The following is a 20,673-nucleotide window of genomic DNA, read 5'->3' as shown; positions in this document are numbered from 1 at the left end:
CGGCCGCTGGCCGGCAACCGCAGTGATCCCATCGCACGGCGATGCCGGCCAGCGGCCGGCACTACCGGGCATCAGCCCAGCGCTTCGGCCACCGCGCGGAAGACCTGCTGCATCTGCAGCGGCTTGTGCAACACATGCACCTCCACACCGGCCGGGAACGCGTCCGCCGCGACTGGCACCGACGGGTCCTCCAGCACCAGCGCCGGACCGCGGTAGCCAAGCGTGGCCATCTCGCCCAGCAGCTGGCTGGCCGGCAGCAGTTTGGAGCCGGCATCGGCAATCACCAGCGCCGGCAACGCCTCCTGCTGCATCCAGCGCAACGCCGCCGGGCCATCGGAGGCCAGCTGCAACTGGTAACCCTGGCTGGACAGCGCGTTGCCGAGCAGCGACAGGCGCGTGGCTTCGCCGTCAACCACCAGGATCGACTGGCCACTGCCCAGCGCCACCAGCTGCTCGATCGGCTCGCTGCCATCGATGGCCTCATGCATCGGCAGCCGCAGTTCGAAGCAGGTGCCCTGCCCCGGCTGGCTGTTGACGTGGATGCTGCCACCGGCGCCTTCAACGATGCGCTTGCAGGAAATCAGCCCCAGGCCGGTGCCATCGGCCTTGGTGGTGAAGAACGGATTGAACAAGTGTGACAGCGTGTCCGCATCCATGCCGATGCCTTCATCGGCCACGCAGATCTGCATCCAGTCCACGCCATCGCGCTGGCCGGCATGGCTGGCAGTCAGGCTCAGGCGCCCGCCGTTGGGCATCGCCTGGATCGCGTTGAGCGCCAGGTTCAGCATCACCTGCTGCAGTTCGGTGTAGTTGGCGTCGACCACCAGGCCTTCGTCCTGCACCTGCAACTCCAGGCGCACCGCATCGGGCACGTTGCTGCGCAACAGCAGCGCCACCGCATCGAACAGGCCATCGATCTCGATGCGCTCGCTCGGCTTGCGCGAGCCGCGCACGAACGACAGCATCGATTCGGCCATCTCGTGGCCACGGCGGCCGCACTCGGCAATGACATCGGCCAGGTGGTGCAGCTGCGGATCCTCGGTGCGCGCCTTCAGCAGGTCCGGCATGATCAGCAGCGGCTGCAGGATGTTGCGCAGGTCGTGGCTGAGGCCGGCGGCAAGCAGCGACAGGCTTTCCAGGCGCTGCGCGCGCATCAGCTCGGTTTCCACCCGTGCACGCTCTATGGCGCTGCGTGCATCGCGGATCGCACGCGCCACCGCCGACGGCAGGCGCGCCGGCAGGTGCTTGATGATGTAATCGTTGGCGCCCTTCTGCAGCGCCGCCACCGCATTCTCCTCACCCATGGTGCCGGAGACGAAGATGAAGGGCACTTCCGGTGAGGTCTCGCGCACGATGCGCAGCGCGTCATCACCGGAGAACCCCGGCATGCTCAGGTCGGACAGCACGATGTCCGGCTGGAACGCGACCAGTGCCTGGCGCAGTTCGGCCTCGCTTTCGACGCGCTCGAAACGGGCCTCCAGGCCCGCGTCGAGCATCTGTTCGGACATCAGCTCGGCATCTTCCGGTGAGTCCTCCACCAGCAGGATGCGCAGCGCCCCCAGGGCGGGACCGGTCAGGGGCATGGGCTCACTCGAGTTCCGGTGCCTGGTTGATCAACGCCCAGAACTTGCCCAGGGTCTGCACCGCGCCGAAGAACTGGTCCACGTCCACCGGCTTGACCACATAGGCGTTCACGCCCATGTCCCAGCTGCGGGCCAGGTCGCTTTCCTCGCGCGAGGACGACAGGATCACCACCGGCAGGCGCTTGAGCTCTTCGTGCTCGCGGATCTGCCGCAGCACTTCCAGGCCATCCATGCGCGGCATCTTGATGTCCAGCAGCAGCACCGCCGGCAGGCCTTCCTCGCGGTTGGCGAAGGCACCACGGCGCAACAGGTAGTCCATCACTTCCACGCCATCCTCGACGTGCACGATGGGGTTGGCCAGACGCGCCTCTTCCAGGGCGTCGATCGCCATTTCGGCATCAGCCGGGCTGTCTTCGGCGAGAAGAATGGTGCGCAGAGTGGTCATGCAGAAGGCCCTTGTTTGTCCGCATCGATCGCGGGAGGCAGGTAGAAGTGGAAGGTGGCGCCGACGTCCGGTTCGGCCTCGGCCCAGATACGGCCGCCATGACGGGTGAGCACGCGGCGCACGCTGGCCAGGCCGATGCCGGTACCCGGGTAGTCGCTGGCCTTGTGCAGGCGCTGGAAGACACCAAACAGCTTGCCGGCGTAGGCCATGTCAAAGCCTGCACCGTTGTCGCTGACCGTGAACTGATGACCGCCGTCAGGCTGCGGCTGGTAGTCCACGCGGATCTTCGCTGGTTCGCGGTTGCCCGAGTACTTCACCGCGTTGCCGAGCAGGTTCAGCCAGACCTGGCGGATCATGTTCTCATCGCCTACCACGATCGGCAGCGGCGCGATGCTCCACTCCACGTGGTGCGCATGGCCGCTGTTCTCGGCTTCGGCCTGCAGGTTGGAATCGAGCATGGCGCGGGTATCGGCCACCAGCGACTGCATGTCCACCGCCTGCTGGCGCATTGCCGCACGGCCCAGCCGCGAGTAGACCAGCAGGTCGTCGATCAGTGCCGCCATGCGCCGCGCCGAACTGGAGATCACCTCCAGGTAATGGCGGCTCTTGTCATCGGCGGCGTCGCCCAGATGGCGCGACAGCTTGTCGGAGAAACCGGCCACGTGGCGCAGTGGTGCACGCAGGTCGTGCGACACCGAGTAGCTGAAGGCTTCCAGTTCCCTGTTGACCTCGGACACCTGCGCAACCTTGCCTTCCAGCTGGCGGTTCAGTTCCTCCACCCGCAGCTGCACGGCACGCTGCACGGTGACGTCGCTGACCGTGAGCAACACCACTTCGTCGTCGGTGTCCGGCAGCGGCATGCGCCGCGCGTTGAGCAGCATGTAGCGCACCATGCCATCGGCGGCGCGCTGTTCATGCTCGAAGTCCCACAGTTCGCGGCCGCGCAACAGCACATCGGACAGTCGCTGGCGCATCACGGGGTCTTTCCATGCACCGTCGCCGACAGTGTCCAGCAACAGGCCATCGGCGCGTTCATCCTGCAGCCCGTACAGCTCGGCGAAGGCAGGGTTGTGCAGCTGCACACGCAGGTCGCGGTCGAGCAGCACGATCGGCTCACGCACGGTCTGCAGCACCGAGGCTGCACGCGCGGCCGAACGCAGCGACTGTCGTTCGGCATGCAGGCGGCGACCGATCTGCCGCTGCAGCAGCCACAGCACCAGGCCAAGCAGCGCCAGCTGGATCACCAGCGAACTCCACGACACCAGCTCGGTCTGCTTGCGCTGGCGTGCGGCCTGCTCGGCGCGCTGTGTCAGCAGCGTCTGCTCGCTCGCCTGCAGTTCCTCCACCAGGCCACGGATCGGATAGCGCGTGCTCAGGTCCTGCACCAGCTCGCGCTGATCACTGTTGGGTTCGGACTTTGCCAGTTCGCGGGCAAGCGCCATGCGCCCTTCCAGCATCGACTCGATACGGCCGATGCGGATCAGCTGCTCAGGATTGTCGCGGGTCATCCGGCCCAGTTCAGCCAGGCGACCGGGAAGGTCATTGGCTTTGGCCATGCGCTCGCGCAGGCCAGGCGCATCCACACCCTTGGACAGGGTCAGCGCAGCCGATTCGACATCGCGTACATCAGCCTGCAGCTGCTGCAGGGCCACACCCACGGCCTGGGTATGATTGACCCAGGCCATCGCATCTTCGCTGTCCTGCTGCAGTTGGCGCAGGGTCAACCACGGCACCACGATGATCGCGGCGGCGGCCAGCGCCAAGGCCGGCAACCGCCAACGGTCCCAGATGTCATCACTGAAAACCAGCGCCATAGTTCCTCGTCAGCACAGCCGCGGAGCGTAGGCCGATACCGGCCCGGCTGCGGCGGAACGGGCAATATAGCGCAGGCGGTCACAACTCTGGAGTTTCCCGCCAGGTTGGCTGAACGGGTTGCGGAAACCCACGGTAGAGCCGGGACGTGCTCGGCTGCAACCCAAAGGGCAGTCGAGCAAGCTCGACTCTACCCAGGCAGCGGGCGCCCCATGCGGGGCGCCCTCCGGGGTCAGCGCTTGGCAGCAGCGCTGACCTTCAATGCAGCGGCATCGACGCGGGTCACGCCCTTGATGCCCTTGGCGGTGGTGACCGCCTTGTCCTTCTCAGCCTGGGTGGCCACGGCACCACTCAGGCTGACCACGCCGTTCACGGTTTCCACCTTGATTTCAGTGCCCGGAACGTTGCTGCTGGCCAGCAGATCGGCCTTCACCTTGGTGGTGATCCAGGTATCGGTCACCGGCTCGTTGGAGTCATGGCGATCAGCATGGGTTGCCGGATGGGTGCTGGTCGGCGGGCTCTTCGCGGCCGGGTCCTTGGCGAATGCAGCCGAGGAGGACAGCGCCAAGCCCAGGGTCAGGGCGGAAGCAATCAGCGTGCGGGTGGTATTGCTCATCGTGTCGTACTCCTTCGGGATGTGCTGCCAGTCTGGACAAGCCGCCGTAGAGCAGGCGTGGCGTTGCGGTCATGCCGCTGTGAATCGAGGCGATTCCAACGGCAACGGTTCAGTTTTGGCCTGTACGCAGGTGTCGTTTACCCTGCCCTTCCCATTGCCGGAGCCGTCTCATGCGCCCCGACCTGCAACTGGCCCTGATCGGCTACGGCCTCGCCGGCCGCGTCTTCCATGCGCCGCTGATCCAGCACACGCCCGGGCTGGTGCTGCACAGCATCGTCAGTTCGCAGCGCGACACGTTGCTGCGCGCGTTCAGCGACGTGCACGTGCGCGCCACGCCGCAGGAGGTGTTCGACGACCCGGCGGTGGACGCGGTGGTGGTCGCCACTCCGAACGCACAACACGCACCGCTGGCGATCGCGGCGTTGGCCGCGGGCAAGCATGTGCTGGTCGACAAGCCGTTCGCGCTGGATGTCGCTGAAGCCGAAGCGGTGCTGGCTGCGGCACGTGATGCCGGACGCATCGCGACCGTGTTCCAGAACCGGCGCTTCGATGCCGACTTCCTCACCCTGCAGGCGCTGCTGGCCGAAGGCGCGCTCGGTGACGTGGCCGAGTGCCATGCGCACTTCGACCGCTACCGGCCGCAGGTGCGCGACCGCTGGCGCGAGCAGGACGGACCGGGCAGCGGCCTGTGGTACGACCTCGGACCGCACCTGCTGGACCAGATGCTGGTGCTGTTCGGCTGGCCCGAGGCCATCGATGCCGATCTGGCCGTGCAACGCGAAGGTGGCAGCGGCATCGATTACTTCCACGCGGTACTGCACTACCCGAGGCATCGCGCGATCGTGCATGCCGGTTCGCTGGTGGCGGCCCCCACGCCGCACTTCAGTGTGCATGGCAGTCGTGGCAGCTGGATCAAGCATGGGCTGGACGTGCAGGAGGCACAGCTGCGGCGCGGTGTTGCGCCAGGGGCGCCAGGCTGGGGCATCGACCCACGGCACGGCGAGCTGGTGCGCTGCGATGCTGAGGACAATGTGCAGCGCAGTACCGTGGACAACCTGCCGGGCGACTACCGGCGGCTGTATTCGCAGTTCGCGGCGGCGATGCACGGCGATGGCGAGCCGACGGTCAGCCCGGTGCAGGCACTGCAGCTGATGCGGTTGCTGCAGGCCGGCATGGACAGCGCGCGCGAAGGGCGGCGGGTTCAGTTGGGATGACCGGCAGGGCTGCGCCCTGCACCTGCCGAATCAACGGCAACGTCAACGTCAAAAGCGGGCATTCCGTGGATGGCGGGGTGGGTCCGACGGTAGGTGTCGACCTTGGTCGACACATCGACGTGGAAACCATCGGAGACGGCTTTTGTAGAGTCGAGCAATGCTCGACTGGCTTCATGGGGTCGGAGCCCTTCGGCAACGCCGAAGGGCGGCGGGGGGCCCCCCCCCCCCCCCCCCCGCCCCCCCCCCCCCACCGCGGTGCTTACGATTTCTTGATGGCGTGGCCGCCGAACTCGTTGCGCATCGCTGACAGCAGGCGGTCGGTGAACGAATTCGATTCGCGCGAGCGCAGGCGTTCCAGCAGCGACAGGGTGATCACCGGTGCCGGCACATCGAGCGCGATCGCTTCGGCCACGGTCCAGCGGCCTTCGCCGGAATCCTCCACGTACGGGGCGATGCCATCCAGCGACGGATTGCGCTTGAGGGCTTCAGTGCTCAGGTCCAGCAGCCACGAACGCACCACGCTGCCGTGGCGCCAGACTTCGGCGACCTGGGCCAGGTCCAGTTCCATTTCCTGCTTGCGCTCCATCAGCGCGAAGCCTTCGGCGTAGGCCTGCATCATTCCGTACTCGATGCCGTTGTGGACCATCTTGGTGAAGTGGCCAGCGCCGGACGGGCCGACACGACCCCAGCCACGATCTTCGGCCGGTGCCAGCGTGCGCAGCAGCGGTGCGATCTGCTCCACCACCGACGCTTCGCCACCGACCATCAGGCTGTAGCCCTCCTGCAGGCCCCACACGCCACCACTGGTGCCGCAGTCGACGTAGCCCAGATCGTCTTCGGCCAGTGCCTTGGCGCGACGGATCGAGTCCTGGTAGTTGGAGTTGCCGCCATCGATGACGATGTCACCCTCGGCCAGGTGCGGGGTCAGCTGGCCCAGGGTCTGGTCGACGGTTTCGCCGGCCGGCACCATCAGCCACACCACGCGCGGAACCGGCAGCGCGGCAACCGCGGCGGCCAGCGAATCAACCACTTCCAGGCCGGCCTCGGCAGCGCGCTGGCGAGCACCCTCGCCCGGGTCGTAGCCAACCACGCGGTGGCCGCCGCGATGCAGGCGCTGGGCCATGTTGGCGCCCATGCGGCCGAGGCCGATCATTGCAATATCCATTGTTTCACCTTCAGTTGGGGTCTAGGGTCAGGCTGCCTGGCCTGCCGGTAGCCGCGCAGTGGCGCAGCTGCGCCTCGCGCCAACGCCGGTAGAGCGTGGTATGCAGATTGTGCACCGCCAGGTCGATCGAAAACGGCGTTCGCGGGTTGCGATCGAGCAGGCGGGCGATGTGGTAGCCGATGGGACGTATACCGCGTGGATGCACATAGATCACGAACTGCTGGTAGAACGGATCGTCCAGCAGCTGGTCCATGCGTGCCAGCGTGTCGTGGTAGCGCGGTTCCAGCCGTGCACGAAGGTTGGGATCACGCTCGAACAACAGGCGCTCGAAGTAGCGCTGGCCGATGCGCGGGATGCCCTGCGCGAGTTTCCAGAGTTCGGCATTGCGCTGGTCGTACCAGGCCAGGCCGCCATGCGCAGCCAGTGCCTGCGCGGCGCCCTCGCCCACCTCGACCACGACGAAGTTCTCGGCCTGGTTGCTCAGGTCATCCAGCGTGCCCTTGTCGTACACGTGCTCGATGAAACCGGGCACACCGACGAAGGCCTGCCGTCCCATCGCCGAGGTGCGCACCGCCTTGCCGTCGGCGAAGAAATCACCCGCGTGGGCACCGAGCAGGATGCTGTCGGTCTCGTGCAGGGCGAGGAAGGTGCCGATCGACAGTTCATCCGCTGCGAACTCCGTATCGAACGCGGCATCACCATAAAGCTCTCGTTGCGTAGCCAGCTGCGCGACCTGGCGGCCGACCCCGCATTCGGCACGCACGGCACCGCTGTAGAACGCCTCCAGTGCATGACTGTTACCCGCGCTCGGCACGAAGCCACGACCGAAACTGCGTGTGCGCTGCCAGCCTTGCGCGCGTGGGCCCTGCAGGCCGAAGCCGATCCAGCCCAGCTGCGGGCCGGAGAAGCGGAAGGCGGGGTTGTCCTGCAGTGCCGAAGCCGCACGTTGCGTGGCCGCGCCCAGTTCGAAGGCATAGGCGCAGACCGTGGCTGGATCGTCCAGCAACTGTTGCAGCAACGCCTGGCGTGCTGCAGCGGACATTCCGGCCGGCCACCCCACGCGCAGATCGCCTGCCGCCTGTGCTTCAGCCAGCGAGGCACGTGTACACACCGGGCCACCGTGCGCCTGTGGTGCACCGGCCGTGACCTCGTCAAAGCGCCATCCCAGCCGCTGCAGCAGGCCCTGCGTGCAGTCCGGCGTTGCGGACGCAATGCCCGGCGCGGGCATCAGCAGGAGTGCCACGCCCATCAACCTGCCGCGCACGATCACCCTTGATCCGTGCTGCGGGCCGGTGCGGGCTCGGACGATGCAGGCTCGGGCGGCGCGAGCGCAGGCGGTGCGGGTTTGCCAGCATCCGCCGGCAGGTACTGTTGCAGGCGCTGGAAGAAGCGCTGATAGAACCCGGCATCGGTGACGGTGCTGCTGGCCACTTTCACCAGGGAATCGTCATTGCTGCCGAACGGCAGCGACACCGAGCCCAGCGCACCAACGCCCACGCTGGCCGACGTCGGGCTCTTCTTCAACGCATAGCGGTCCTGCACCGCGCTGACGAACACCAGCGTCTGGCTGCCACGCGGCGCGCAGGAGATGCGCAGCACCAGCTGCTCGTGGTCGTCCTCGCGTGGCTGGAAGTTCTTGTTGCCTTCCACCTGCGCTTCGTCGGAGCGGGCGATGGCGTAGCCCTGGCTGAGCAGGGTGCGCCGCGCGGCCTCGCAGGCGTCACCGGGGCGGCCATCGACGGTACGCGAGAAGGTGTCGCCGGAATCAAAGGATTCGCGCAGCAACGTACTGTCGGCGGCGCGGCCACCACAGGCCGACAGGATCAGGGCGCTGGCGAGCGCCACGGCAGCACTGGAAAGACGGGAGGCCCGCATGGGTACTCCTGCGAGGACGGTACCGCCAAGGGTAGCCCTGCGGCCGTGTGCGGCAGGTTGAAACCGGCGTGACCGAGCCACCCCGTTGCTGCCGGTTCATGCACAGAAAAGGGGACGGAGGGGATTAAGTCGTTTGTGGCACTTCGCTCGCCGGGCATGGCCCGGCACTACCGTGAACGAGGTCCCCAGACAGAAAGGGGCCGGCAATGCCGGCCCCTCGGGTATCACATGCCGTCGCCGGCTCAGTCCGCCCAGCGACCAGCGCCGGTCGACTGCGGCAGCACCTGCGCCGACAGCGGGCGATCATTGGCCAGCAGGTTCACCGCATCGGCCAGGATCGAGGCCGACTCGCGCAGCAGCGGGTCCGGACGCTTCTCGGCAGCCTTCTCGCGGGCGGCATCCTTGACGATGTCGCGCTCGTTGCCAGTCAGGCCGTCGTCGTTGCTGTCATCGGCCAGCGGGTCCAGGGCCAGGCCCAGCTCCTTGCGCATCGCCTGGCGCTCCTTGCGCTGGGTGTCCTGGCGCTCACGCTCGGCGCGGCGGGTGGCCTCGTTGAGCGAGATGTACTTCTTCGCGGCCTCGGTGCGGAACTGCTGCACGTCCTCGTTCCACCACTGGAATTCCTTGTCGGCGGCGATGCGCGCGTCATGGCGGGTTTCCAGCTTCGGCAGCAGCGGCGCGAAGTTGCCGTACTGGGTGTGCGGCACGGCAGCGATGCGGGTCCACGGCAGCGCGTTGTCGTAGGTGCTCTCGCCGAACTCGGTGGCATCGACACTGGCCGGGAAGGCCAGGTCCGGCACCACACCCTTGTGCTGGGTGCTGCTGCCGCTGATGCGGAAGAACTGGGCGATGGTCAGCTTCACCTGGCCGAAGCGCTGGGTCTCGCCACTCGGCCAACGGTCCAGGTCGACGATGTTCTGCACGGTGCCCTTGCCGAAGCTGGTCTCACCGATCACCAGGCCACGGCCGTAATCCTGGATGGCACCGGCAAAAATTTCCGAAGCCGAGGCCGAACCGCGGTTGATCAGCACTGCCAGCGGGCCATCCCATGCCACGCCCTGGTTGCGGTCGCTGTTGACGGTGACGCGGCCACCGGACTCGCGCACCTGCACCACCGGGCCCTGCTCGATGAACAGACCGGTCAGTTCAATGGCTTCATCCAGCGATCCACCACCGTTGTTGCGCAGGTCCAGCACCACGCCGTCCAGCTTGTCGTTCTTGAAGCCGGCCAGCAGCTTGGCCACGTCGCGGGTGGCCGAGGCGTAGTCGGCCGCGTTGCGGCGACGGCCTTCGAAGTCCTGGTAGAAGGTCGGCAGCTTGATCACGCCGACCTTGCGCGCCGGCTCGCCATTGGCGGCCGGAATGGTCATGGTCTCGCCCTTGGCGGCCTGTTCGGCCAGGCGCACCTTCTGGCGGGTCAGCACCAGGGTGTGGTGCTTGCCGTCGGCGCCCTCAGCAGCCGGGATGAACTCCAGCTTGACCTGGGTATCCTTGGCGCCGCGGATCTTGGCCACGACGTCGTCGATGCGCCAGCCGATCACGTCCTCGACCAGGCCGGACTTGCCCTGGCCGACGCCGACGATACGGTCACCCGGCTTCAGCGTGCCATCCACTGCGGCCGGGCCACCGGCGATGATCTCGCGGATCACCACCACGTCGTCCTGGCGCTGCAGCTGCGCACCAATGCCTTCCAGCGACAGCGACATCGCCTGGTTGAAGTTCTCGGCGGTGCGCGGCGTGAAGTAATCCGTGTGCGGGTCAACGGCGCTGGTGTACGAGTTCATGAAGAACTGGAAGACGTCTTCGCCCTTCAGTTCATTGACCGACTTCTCCAGCGTCGCGTAGCGCTTGTCCAGCGTCTTGCGGATGTCGTCCGGCTTCTTGCCGGCCAGCTTCAGGCGCAGCCAGTCGTTCTTGACCGACTTGCGCCACAGCTCATCCAGTTCAGCGCTGCTGGCCGCCCACGGCACCTTCTTGCGGTCGTATTCGAAACGCTCGTCGGTGGTGAAGTCCGGCTCCTGCTTGAGCAGCTTGCGCGCATAGGCCACGCGTTCGCCGACGCGCTGCTTGTAGACCGCGAACACCTGGAACGCCGGCTCCAGCTCGCCGCCACGGATGGCCGAGGAAATGTTGGCTTCGAACGGCGCGAAGCGCGCCACGTCGGCCTGGGTGAAGTACTGCTTGCCGCCGTCCAGCGTCTCCAGGTAGCGCTTGAACACGTCCTTGGAGGTGGCCTCGTCCAGCGCACGCGGGCGGTACGCGTAGCGGCTGTCGGACAGCAGGCCGTACACCAGCTTGGAGGTGGTCACCTGATCGGCGGTTGCCGCAGCGGGCAATGCCGGCGAATCGGCCTTGGCCGCCAGCGCCAGCGGCGCGACCAGCGCCAGGGCCATCAGGAATGCGGGGGCTTTGAATTTCATTGACGTGCTCGAAGGCGCCTTGCCAAGGGGGAGACTGCGGGGTGTTAAGACACCACGACAGTGCCGAAAGTTGCCGGGTTTGTCACCCGGCCGCGCTCGGTGGAAAACCAGCCTAGCCGGGCCGGTGTAGCAAATTGTGAATGGCTGAAGAGCGGCGCACCCAGCGGCGCCGTCTGTCCGGTTGCAGAGGGCATGGGGTTGCAAGCCCCCTGAGTCAGGGGGCGGCCGCGAAGCGGCGGGGGTGTGGGTGGTGGTAAGCCGGGGCCCACGGTGTGCGCAGCGCAGCGTGGGAAGCGGTAGCGCGCATCGCGCAACCGCTTACCGGACGCCGGCGCCCTTGGCCTGCACGTCGGCGTGGTACGACGAGCGCACCATCGGGCCGGAGGCCACGTGGCTGAAGCCCAGCTCGTAGCCGTAGTCTTCCAGCGCCTTGTAGTCCTCGGGGGTCCAGTACTTCAGCACCGGGTGGTGATGCGCGGTCGGCTGCAGGTACTGGCCGATGGTGATCATGTCCACGTCGTGCGCGCGCAGGTCACGCATGGTGGCCTTGATCTGTTCGAACTCTTCGCCCAGGCCCAGCATGATGCCGCTCTTGGTCGGCACGTCCGGGTGCTGCGCCTTGAAGTTCTTCAGCAGGTTCAGCGACCACTGGTAGTCCGCACCCGGGCGCACGTTGCGGTACAGGTCCGGCACGGTTTCGATGTTGTGGTTGAACACGTCCGGCGGGTTCTGCGCCAGGATCTCCAGCGCGCGCTCCATGCGGCCCTTGCCGCGGAAGTCCGGGGTCAGCACTTCGATGCGGGTGCCCGGCGACTTCGCGCGGATGGCACTGATGCAGTCGACGAAGTGCTGGGCACCGCCGTCGCGCAGGTCATCTCGGTCGACGCTGGTCACCACCACGTATTTCAGGCCCATGTCGGCCACGGTCTGGCCGAGGCTGGCCGGTTCGTTGGCATCCGGCGGCTTCGGGCGGCCGTGGGCGACGTCGCAGAACGAGCAGCGGCGGGTGCAGACCTCGCCGAGGATCATGAACGTTGCCGTGCCGTGGCCGAAGCACTCGTGGATGTTCGGGCAGCTGGCTTCCTCGCACACCGTCACCAGGCGGTTCTCGCGCAGCTTGGCCTTCAGGTTCTGCACCGCATTGCCCGAAGGAATGCGCACGCGGATCCAGGACGGCTTGCGCAGCACCGGCGCGTCGGCGAACTGCACCGGCGAGCGGTTGATCTTGTCACCGCCCAGCTGCTTGACCCCGGCCTGCAACGGCGCGGCGGACGGAGAGTCGCCCTGCACGATCTGCAGGGGAATGGAACGGGCGGTGGTTTCAGTCATGGCAGTTCCGGGGGGCGGTCAGGCGGCCGCAGAAAGATCAGGCAGTTCGGGCGTGGGCTGCAGCAGCAGGCCGAACTGGCGGGCCAGGTGGTCCAGCAGCACCGGCTTGACGGCCTCCATCCCGGAGGGCCCGCCCAAGTCTACTACCGAGGTCACCTGCAACCCCTGATAGCCACAGGGGTTGATGCGGTGGAAAGGTTCCAGGTCCATGGCCACGTTGAAGGCCAGGCCATGGAAGGTACAGCCGCGGCGCACGCGGATGCCGAGCGCGGCGATCTTGGCGCCACCGACGTAGACGCCCGGGGCGCCCTCGCGGCGTTCGGCGCCGATGTTCCACTCGGCCAGGGTATCGATGATGGCCTGCTCGATGCGGCACACGTAGTCGCGCACACCGATGCCCAGCCGTGGCAGGCGCAGCAGCGGATAGACCACCAGCTGGCCGGGGCCGTGATAGGTCACCTGGCCGCCGCGGTCCACGTGAAGCACCGGGATCTCGCCCGGCGCCAGCACATGCTCGTCCTTGCCGGCCTGGCCCAGGGTGAATACCGGGTCGTGCTCGACCACCCACAGCTCATCGGCGTCGGCCTCGCTGCGCTGGTCGGTGAAGCGCTGCATGGCGCGCCACACCGGTTCATAGGCCTGGCGGCCGAGGTCGCGGACCAGCGCCGGGCGCGGCGCGCGGTCTTCCGGGGCGGCTTCGGCCGGGCAGCTGTCGGCTACAGCGTCCACTTCACTTCCGGGTGGTCGCGCAGTGCCTGGTGCGCCAGGTCGTACTGTTCGCGGCTCTCGGCCTTGAACACGATGCGCACGGACACGTACTTGCCGTTGGAGGAATGCTTCCAGCTGATGCGTTCATTCACCACATCGATGCCGGCAGCCAGCAGCAGGCGGGGAAGCTCATGTTCCAGGCCGCGGTTGGCCGGGCCCATGGCACTGAGCTCGAACTGGCCGGGGAACTGGAAGCCGTGGTCGGGGTTGTCGGACTTGATTTCCATGCCCCCATTATCGGGCCGCAGGCCAACAAACCCAAGAGTATTCATCAACGTCAAACAGTGCACCGGTGAGTCGCTGCGTTGCAGCTGAACAGCCGTTCAGCATTGGCCGTTGCCCCTTGGGGCGCCGCAGGACAGTGCAGGATTGTCTTCACGAGACAATGTCGTTTTCGGAACAGACAAGTGATTCGAACGCGCTCGTTCCATCACGCCCGCACGAGTACCGTGTCGCGGCATATAACGACAGACAGAAAAAACCTCCACATGAGCCCCCCTTCCCAACGCCGCCTTGCAGCCCTCGGGCTGTCCGGCCTGCTGGCTGCTGCCCTCCCCCTCGCCGCCCAGGCGGCCGAACAATGTGGCCCGGACGCGATGCGCGACCACCCTCCGCAGGTCAATTTCCGCGTTGACAACGACCTGTTCGGCGGCCGCCACCAGGACCAGGGCTATACCAATGGTGCACTGTTGACCCTGGTCTCGCCCAATCTGGTCGATTACACCGACGACCCCTGCCTGCCACGCATGGCCCGCTGGGTGAACCAGTACCTGGAAGGGCTGCATCCGGGCAAGTTCGAACAGCAGAACATGATCTTCAGCATCGGCCAGGGCATCTTCACCCCGACCGATTTCAGCCGCAGGGACCTGATCGAGGACGACCGCCCTTACGCCGGCGTACTGATCGCAAACTTCGGTTTCAATGCGCGCAGCGGCGACCGCCTGCAGACCACCCAGCTGACGCTGGGCGTGGTTGGCCCGTGGGCACAGGGCAAGCAGGTGCAGAATGCCGTGCACGAAGTGCTGGGCGACGAGAAATTCAAGGGCTGGGACAACCAGCTGCACAACGAGCCGCTGTTCATGCTGACCCATGAGCGCATGCGCCGCTGGCCGGGCGATGCCAGCGTCAATGCCGACGGCTGGGGTTGGGACGCGATCAGCCACTACGGCGGATCGATCGGCAACCTGGAAACCAAGGCCAATCTCGGCGGTGAAGTGCGCTTCGGCTGGAAGCTGCCGGACGACTTCGGCAGCACGCCGCTGCGCCCGGCCGGTGAGAACACTGCGCCGACCCGCGGCGGCCGTCCCAATGGCTGGTCCTGGCACCTGTTCGCGACCTCGGACGCCGCCTGGGTGATCCGTGACATCACGCTGGATGGCAACACGTTCCGCAACAGCCACAGTGTGGACAAGCGCCATGTGGTGGCCTACGGCGGCTATGGCGTGGCGGTGATGTACGGACGCTGGAAGTTCGCTGCGGCGCGTTACCACAGCACGCGCGAGTTCAACGGCCAGCGCGAAGCCCCAGTGTTCGGCAGCTTCACCATCAGCCGCTCGCTGTAGGTAGGTGCCGACCGTTGGTCGGCACACCGGGGCCGGCATATCCGGATGGGTTCATGAGGAGCCGGCCAGCGGCCGGCACTACCCACATCCGGCAGGATTCATGCGCAAGCGGCATCCCGAAACAGAAAAGGCCGGCATTTGCCGGCCTTTCCCTTCACCACGCCGGGGCGTGGATCATTCCGATTCCCACCACATCCAGAAGCTGTCCCACAGGCGCTTGAAGAAGCCGGCCTGTTCGACGGCAGCCACCGCCACCAGCGGCGCTTCGGCCACCAGCTTGCCATCCAGCATCACCTTCACGGTGCCGATCTGCTGGCCGGCGGTGAACGGTGCTTCCAGGGTCTTGGGCACGTCGATGCTCGGCTTCAGGTCGTTGTAACGGCCACGCGGCACGCTCACCAGCATCGGCTGGGCCACGCCCAGCTGCACCTTGTCGGTGGTGCCCTTCCAGACCTTGTGCTCGGCCACGGCCTTGCCCGGCTCGTACAGGCGGTGGGTCTCGAAGAAGCGGAAACCCCAGTTCAGCAGGGCCAGGCTGTCATCGGCACGCTGCTTTTCCGACTGGCCGCCCAGCACCACGGCGATCAGGCGCTGGTCGCCGCGCTGAGCCGAGCTCATCAGGCAGTAACCGGCTTCCGAGGTGTGGCCGGTCTTGATGCCGTCCACGCTGCCATCGCGCCACAACAGCAGGTTGCGGTTCGGCTGTTTGATGTTGCCGACCTGGAATTCCTTGATCTTGTTGTACGCATAGGTTTCCGGGTAATCGCGCACCATCGCGCGGCCCAGCAGCGCCAGGTCGTAGGCGGTGCTGTGGTGGCCCTGCGCAGTCAGGCCATGGGCGTTGACGAAGTGCGAATTCTTCATGCCGATCTTCGCGGCATAGCTGTTCATCAGCGACGCAAAGGCTTCCTCGCTACCAGCCACATGTTCGGCCAGGGCGATCGCGGCGTCGTTGCCGGACTGGATCGCCATGCCCTTTTCCATGTCTTCCAGGCGCGCGGTCTGGTTGACCGGGAAGCCGCTGTAGCTGCCATCGGTACCCGCGCCACCTTCGCGCCAGGCGCGTTCGCTCATCATCACCTGGTCATCCTCACGGACCTTGCCGTTCTTGACCTCGGCGGCGATCACGTAGGACGTCATCACCTTGGTGATGCTGGCCGGAGCCAGCTGTTCGTTGATGTTTTCACCGGCCAGCACCTGGCCGGTGGCGTAATCCATCAGCACCCAGGCCTTGGACACGCTCGGCGCCGGCGCCGGCGGAGTGGCGACGGTGGCCGGGGCGGCAGCGGCGGCGGCAGGCGCCGGCGTGGCCGGAGTCGGCAGCGGCGTCTGGGCGGAAGCCAGGCCCACCACCAGGGTGGCGGCCAGGGCGGTGGCGGCGGAACGGAAATTCATTGGACAGCAGGCTCCAGGGGACGGCCGGGAATGGAGGGTGGAACGTAGCGGCCATTGTAAGGCCGGGGCAGCATGGGCCGGCAGCACCGGCCCGGGTGGATCAATCCTTGACGATCTGCGGCGAACCCAGCCCCAGACCGGCGATGCGGCCGACAAGTTCCGCGGCACTGGCATGGTCGCTGGCGGGAACGCGCAGGCGGAACAGGGTACGGCCACCGGCGGCGATGTCACTGATGGTGGCACCGACGATGCCGGCGGCGTTGAGCTGGCCCATCGCGCGGTTGGCGTTGTCACGGTTGGAGAAGCTGGCAACCTGCACCATGACTGCGCCCACCACCTGCTGCGACAGGCTGGGGGTAGCGGCGGCGGTGCGGACCGGTGCCTGCGCAGCGGCGCGCGGCGTGGTACTGGCAACGACCGCCGGAGCCGGCGCGTATGCGGTGCTGCGCACCGGCGGAGCACTCGGCGGCAGGCTGCTGACCGCCACATCCGGCACGGTGCTGGCCACGCCCTGGGTGGTGGCCGGCTGGCCACGCGCCGGCATGCCATCGGCCGGCAGCCCCTTGACCAGGCGATCGATGTCGCTGTCGGCGGCGGCACGCGCGGTCGGTGCCGGGCGCGCACTGGCTACAGCGCTGGCGGCGGCCGCTTCCGCAGCACGACGTTCGCGGCGCGACGGCTTCTGCGCCAGCAGGTTGCCCTCACCCGGCTGCAGCGCGCGCACTTCCACGTTGCCGGTGCCGCGCTGGGTGATGCCCAGGCGCACAGCGGCGGCATAGCTGAGATCGACCACGCGGCCATCATGGAACGGACCGCGATCGTTGACGCGCACGATCACCGACTCACCGTTGTCGAGGTTGGTCACGCGGGCGAAGCTGGGCAGCGGCAGCGTCTTGTGCGCAGCGGTGAACTGGTACATGTCGTAGACCTCGCGGTTGGAGGTCAGGCGGCCATGGAACTTGGCACCGTAGTACGACGCAGTGCCACGCTCGACATAGTTGCGGGTGTCGTCGAGCACTTTGTACGACTTGCCCAGCACCACGTACGGCGTCTTGTTGCCGATCGCCGAGCGTTCTTCCGCGGTCACTTCCGGCTCGGGGATGCAGGCCACGTTGGGAATGTAGTCCGGCGTGCTGTCACGCACGCCCGGCTTGTACAGGCCACCGGCGGTGTAGTTGCCGCGGGTGCTCAGGTCTTCCTTGGCCGCCGCGTAGGGCGATCCTTCCGGGCAGTGTGCCGGGCGCGAGCCACGACCCTGCACCAGGGTGCCGCCGGACTTGCCACCATGGCCGGCCGTGGCCGGCTTCTTCGGCGCGCTGCTGCAGGCAGCCAGTGCGAGGACGATCAAGCCTGGGACCAGCCATCTGATGTTCATGCCGGGGGCAGCTCCTGTCCGGCGATGGCCTGGGACAACTGGAACACGGCCATCGCGTACATCTTCGAGAGGTTGTAGCGGGTGATCGCGTAGTAGTTCTGGAAGCCCAGCCAGTACTGCTTGCCGGTGCTGCCTTCAAGCGTGATCGGCGTGGCGGTGGCGCCCGGCTGCACCGCTGCGCTGGGCTGGTAGCCACGCTTCGCCAGGTCGGCCAGCGACCAGGTCGGCATCCATTCGGTCGGATTGAATTCCTCGCGGCCCGGCGCCAACGTGGCCGGCACGGCCACCTGCCCGCCACGCACCCAGCCACCCTTCTTCACGAAGTAGTTGGCGATGGACGAGAACACGTCGTCGTAGCTGGTGAACAGGTCGCGACGGCCGTCGCCATTACCGTCCACCGCGTAATCGAGGTAGCTGGACGGCATGAACTGGCCCATGCCCATCGCGCCGGCATAGCTGCCCTTGAGCGTGGTGATGTCCAGGTTCTCTTCGCGGCCCAGCTCGAACAACTTGGCCAGCTCATCGCGGAAGAACAGCTCGCGGCGCACTTCGCGCTCCAGCTTGGCCGGGTCGCCGCTGCGCGGGTAGTAGAACGCCAGCGTGTACAGCGCATCGAGCACGCGATGGCTGCCGGCATTCTTGCCGTAGCTGGTTTCCACGCCGATGATCGCCACGATCACTTCGGCCGGCACACCGGTGCGCTGCTGGACGCGATCCAGTTCGGCGCGATGCTGGGCCAGGAACGCGCGGCCGCCATCGATGCGCGCCTTGCTGATGAACATCGGCCGGTATTCGTTCCACGGCTTGACCCGCTCGGCCGGGCGCGACATCGCGGCGATGATCGGCTGGCGCACCTGCGCCTGGTCGAGCACGCTGCTGATCTGCTCCGGCTTCAGGCCATAGCGCTTGGCGGTATCGGCAATGAAGCGGGCCCGTGCGACCTCGAACGGCACCGGGGTGAGATCGACCGGCGGCGCGGTGGCGGCAGCGGCTTCGGGCGCGGCCTCGGCCGGGCCATGGGCCTTGGCGGCGGGCTGGCGCGGCGTACTGCTGGCCTGGGGCGAAGACGGTGGGGACTTCGGCTGGGTCGCGCAGGCGACCAGGCCGAGGGTGAGCATGCAGGCCAGAGTGCGTCGAATCATCGTCGCAGGTTAGCAGGTCATGGATGAATTAAAACCCCTAACACCATGAATCACAACGATTTGCCTGCGAGTAGCGGGAAATGTGAAGGCGTCGTGATCACACTTCCCCATTCAGATAGAGGTTGCCGGTTGCGTCCCCATCCCCGCAGACGCAACCGGCGACCGGATCCGGTCGGTACCCGCGCGGCTGCCGCTCCCCAGTGGCAGTGCTCCGCGCTCCCTGTACCCGTTGGATCAGTACTGCTTCCCGCCCGACGCCCCCTCGCGCTGCAACGATTGACGGCGCGCCGTGCCGAACGGGCCGCCATTGTGCAGGCCGATTACGACAAGTCCATTGATCAGGATCAACGCGCTGTAAAAGTGTGAACCAGCTAACGCTTTTTCCGGACTTTGGTCAGTGGGCGTGCTGCCGTGCATCGTTGTGAGAACGCTTCCACAACGGGCGTTGCGCAGAGTCAGGAAGTTTCCAGCCAACGGCGCAGCCCCTCGTGGGTGGGGTGTGTTGCGGAAAGCAGAAGCCGCCGCTGGGCCGGTCGGGTTGGGTACGCGGGGGACGCCGTGAATCCGTCCCTGGAGGCTTGGCAGCCGCTTGCTCTTGCGCGCAGTCCTGCACGCAAGAGCAAGCGGCGACCGAGCTTACATGGACGTACTTGCAGCGCCCCCTGCGCAGCCCATCTACCCGGCCCCACTCATGAACTGCTTTGCGCGACCACCCACGAGGGGCTGCGCCGTTGGCTGGAAACCCTATCCCCCGTGCACGGGTCGGTGCCCACGTACCGCCATCACCAGTCCGATGCCGGCCAGCAGCGAGACCGCTGATGTCCCGCCATAACTGATCAACGGCATCGGAATGCCCACCACCGGCAGCAGGCCGGAAATCATTCCACCGTTCACCAATACGTAGACGAAGAACGCCAGCCCCAGGCTGCCGGCCAGCAACCGCGCATGGGTGTCGCGCGCGTGCACTGCGATCCACAGGCAACGCCCGACCACGAACAGGTACAGCGCGAACAGCGTCGCCACACCGATCCAGCCGAACTCCTCGGCCAGCACCGAAAACGCGAAGTCGGTGGTGTACTCGGGCAGGAAATCCAGTGTGGCCTGGGTGCCCTGCCCCCAGCCACGTCCCTGCCAGCCACCGGAACCGATCGCGATGCGCGACTGCAGGATGTTCCAGCCGGTGCCGAGCGGGTCTGCTGCCGGGTCTAGGAAGGTCAGTACGCGATCCTTCTGGTACTGCCGCAACACGCCGAGCCAGGCCAGTGGCGCGGCCACCGCCAGCCCCACCGCGCCGGTGGCCACCCAGCCCCAGTGCAGGCCCGCCAGCAACAACGCGAACACGCCGCTGGCGGTGACCAGCGTGGCGGTACCGAGGTTGGGCTGCATCAGGATCAGCACGGCGGGAACGCCGATCAGCACTGCGGCCGTCAGTACCGTGCGTGGTGACGGTGGCAGCGGTTGCCGGTGCAGGTACCAGGCCATCATCAACGGCAGGCTGAGCTTGAGCAGCTCGGAGGGCTGCAGGTAGAAGACGCCGAGGTTGAGCCAGCGCTGCCCGTACTTGCCGGTGCCGATCACATACACCGCCATCAGCGGCAGCATCGACAGCGCGTACAGCGCCGGTGTCCACGCGCGCAGGCGCAGCAGCGAAACACGCGACAGCAGCCACATCGCCAGCAGGCCACCGGCGAAGCGCGCCGCCTGCCCGGCCACCGGACCGGACACGCTGTGCAGCACCGCCAGCCCCGCGCCCATCAGGATCAACAACGCGACCAGCAACGGCAGGTCGATCGTGCGCACCGCCTCACGGCAGCCGCCAAGCATTCGTTTCCAGTCCACGCTGGCCACGGTAACAACTCGCGCTTGCGTGAAGCTGTCAGGGTGCTTCTGCGTCTGTAGAGTCGGGGGGGGGGGGGGGGGGGGGGGGGGGGGAGAAACAAAGGGGGACCCGAGCGCGCAGCCCCACAACCCA

At 66.9% G+C, this 20,673-nt stretch carries 17 protein-coding genes; 2 read left to right on the top strand and 15 right to left on the bottom strand.

What is annotated here, in order from left to right:
* Window positions 1-71: 71 nt before the first annotated feature.
* The 4 genes from V3B48_RS17610 to V3B48_RS17595 all read right to left on the bottom strand — a co-directional run bounded on the left by V3B48_RS17610 (window position 72) and on the right by V3B48_RS17595 (window position 4,456).
* Window positions 72-1,583, bottom strand: a complete 1,512-nt coding sequence (locus V3B48_RS17610; RefSeq protein ID WP_329894148.1) for an ATP-binding protein — start codon at window positions 1,581-1,583, stop codon at window positions 72-74.
* Window positions 1,584-1,587: 4 nt separating this feature from the next.
* Window positions 1,588-2,028, bottom strand: a complete 441-nt coding sequence (locus V3B48_RS17605) for a response regulator (protein WP_005411057.1) — start codon at window positions 2,026-2,028, stop codon at window positions 1,588-1,590.
* Window positions 2,025-3,842, bottom strand: coding sequence for an ATP-binding protein (locus tag V3B48_RS17600; RefSeq protein ID WP_164081145.1), 1,818 nt, complete (start codon window positions 3,840-3,842; stop codon window positions 2,025-2,027). The genes V3B48_RS17605 and V3B48_RS17600 overlap by 4 nt, the downstream gene beginning before the upstream one ends.
* Before the next feature lie 230 nt (window positions 3,843-4,072).
* On the bottom strand, window positions 4,073-4,456 hold the full coding sequence (locus V3B48_RS17595; protein WP_006470382.1) for a BON domain-containing protein: 384 nt from the start codon (window positions 4,454-4,456) through the stop codon (window positions 4,073-4,075).
* A 170-nt stretch (window positions 4,457-4,626) separates the two neighbouring features.
* Here V3B48_RS17595 and V3B48_RS17590 point away from each other — a divergent pair, with 170 nt between their 5' ends.
* Window positions 4,627-5,670, top strand: coding sequence for an oxidoreductase (locus V3B48_RS17590; RefSeq protein WP_329894147.1), 1,044 nt, complete (start codon window positions 4,627-4,629; stop codon window positions 5,668-5,670).
* A 259-nt stretch (window positions 5,671-5,929) separates the two neighbouring features.
* Here the strand turns inward: V3B48_RS17590 and gnd are convergent, their stop codons facing one another.
* The 7 genes from gnd to V3B48_RS17555 all read right to left on the bottom strand — a co-directional run bounded on the left by gnd (window position 5,930) and on the right by V3B48_RS17555 (window position 13,454).
* Window positions 5,930-6,835: a phosphogluconate dehydrogenase (NAD(+)-dependent, decarboxylating) gene (gnd, locus tag V3B48_RS17585; RefSeq protein ID WP_014648435.1), complete on the bottom strand. Its 906-nt coding sequence runs from the start codon at window positions 6,833-6,835 to the stop codon at window positions 5,930-5,932.
* Window positions 6,836-6,845: 10 nt separating this feature from the next.
* Window positions 6,846-8,084: a hypothetical protein gene (locus V3B48_RS17580; RefSeq protein WP_329894146.1), complete on the bottom strand. Its 1,239-nt coding sequence runs from the start codon at window positions 8,082-8,084 to the stop codon at window positions 6,846-6,848.
* A gap of 17 nt (window positions 8,085-8,101) precedes the next feature.
* Entirely contained in the window at window positions 8,102-8,710 is a 609-nt protein-coding gene (locus V3B48_RS17575; RefSeq protein ID WP_032130308.1) for a DUF2242 domain-containing protein, read from the bottom strand.
* Between the two features lie 242 nt (window positions 8,711-8,952).
* The gene (locus V3B48_RS17570) at window positions 8,953-11,130 is read right to left on the bottom strand and encodes a carboxy terminal-processing peptidase (RefSeq protein ID WP_032130309.1); all 2,178 of its coding nucleotides are present in this window, start codon (window positions 11,128-11,130) and stop codon (window positions 8,953-8,955) included.
* Window positions 11,131-11,448: 318 nt separating this feature from the next.
* Window positions 11,449-12,459, bottom strand: a complete 1,011-nt coding sequence (gene lipA, locus V3B48_RS17565) for a lipoyl synthase (protein WP_032130310.1) — start codon at window positions 12,457-12,459, stop codon at window positions 11,449-11,451.
* Window positions 12,460-12,477: 18 nt separating this feature from the next.
* Window positions 12,478-13,188, bottom strand: a complete 711-nt coding sequence (gene lipB / locus V3B48_RS17560; protein WP_032130311.1) for a lipoyl(octanoyl) transferase LipB — start codon at window positions 13,186-13,188, stop codon at window positions 12,478-12,480.
* Entirely contained in the window at window positions 13,176-13,454 is a 279-nt protein-coding gene (locus V3B48_RS17555) for a YbeD family protein (protein ID WP_005411067.1), read from the bottom strand. Before V3B48_RS17555 ends, lipB begins: the two co-directional genes overlap by 13 nt.
* A 261-nt stretch (window positions 13,455-13,715) precedes the next feature.
* Here V3B48_RS17555 and V3B48_RS17550 point away from each other — a divergent pair, with 261 nt between their 5' ends.
* Window positions 13,716-14,789, top strand: coding sequence for a lipid A deacylase LpxR family protein (locus tag V3B48_RS17550; RefSeq protein WP_032130312.1), 1,074 nt, complete (start codon window positions 13,716-13,718; stop codon window positions 14,787-14,789).
* Between the two features lie 174 nt (window positions 14,790-14,963).
* On the opposite strand, the gene V3B48_RS17545 is transcribed toward V3B48_RS17550, so the two are convergent.
* From V3B48_RS17545 to rodA, 4 genes are all read right to left on the bottom strand, one after another.
* The gene (locus tag V3B48_RS17545; protein ID WP_329894145.1) at window positions 14,964-16,184 is read right to left on the bottom strand and encodes a D-alanyl-D-alanine carboxypeptidase family protein; all 1,221 of its coding nucleotides are present in this window, start codon (window positions 16,182-16,184) and stop codon (window positions 14,964-14,966) included.
* A gap of 100 nt (window positions 16,185-16,284) precedes the next feature.
* Window positions 16,285-17,559, bottom strand: a complete 1,275-nt coding sequence (locus V3B48_RS17540) for a septal ring lytic transglycosylase RlpA family protein (protein WP_049421381.1) — start codon at window positions 17,557-17,559, stop codon at window positions 16,285-16,287.
* Window positions 17,556-18,701 carry a lytic murein transglycosylase B gene (mltB, locus tag V3B48_RS17535; RefSeq protein WP_049400491.1) on the bottom strand — a complete coding sequence of 382 codons (1,146 nt, stop codon included), beginning with the start codon at window positions 18,699-18,701 and terminating at the stop codon, window positions 17,556-17,558. The genes V3B48_RS17540 and mltB overlap by 4 nt, the downstream gene beginning before the upstream one ends.
* A 744-nt stretch (window positions 18,702-19,445) precedes the next feature.
* Entirely contained in the window at window positions 19,446-20,525 is a 1,080-nt protein-coding gene (gene rodA / locus V3B48_RS17530) for a rod shape-determining protein RodA (RefSeq protein WP_032130316.1), read from the bottom strand.
* Between the last annotated feature and the right edge of the window lie 148 nt (window positions 20,526-20,673).

It is taken from the genome of Stenotrophomonas sp. SMYL20, from assembly GCF_036320045.1.
Classification (GTDB): Bacteria; Pseudomonadota; Gammaproteobacteria; order Xanthomonadales; family Xanthomonadaceae; genus Stenotrophomonas; species Stenotrophomonas maltophilia_A.
The sequence above is the reverse complement of the archived record's forward strand: the minus strand, read 5'-3'. Positions and strand labels throughout refer to the sequence as shown.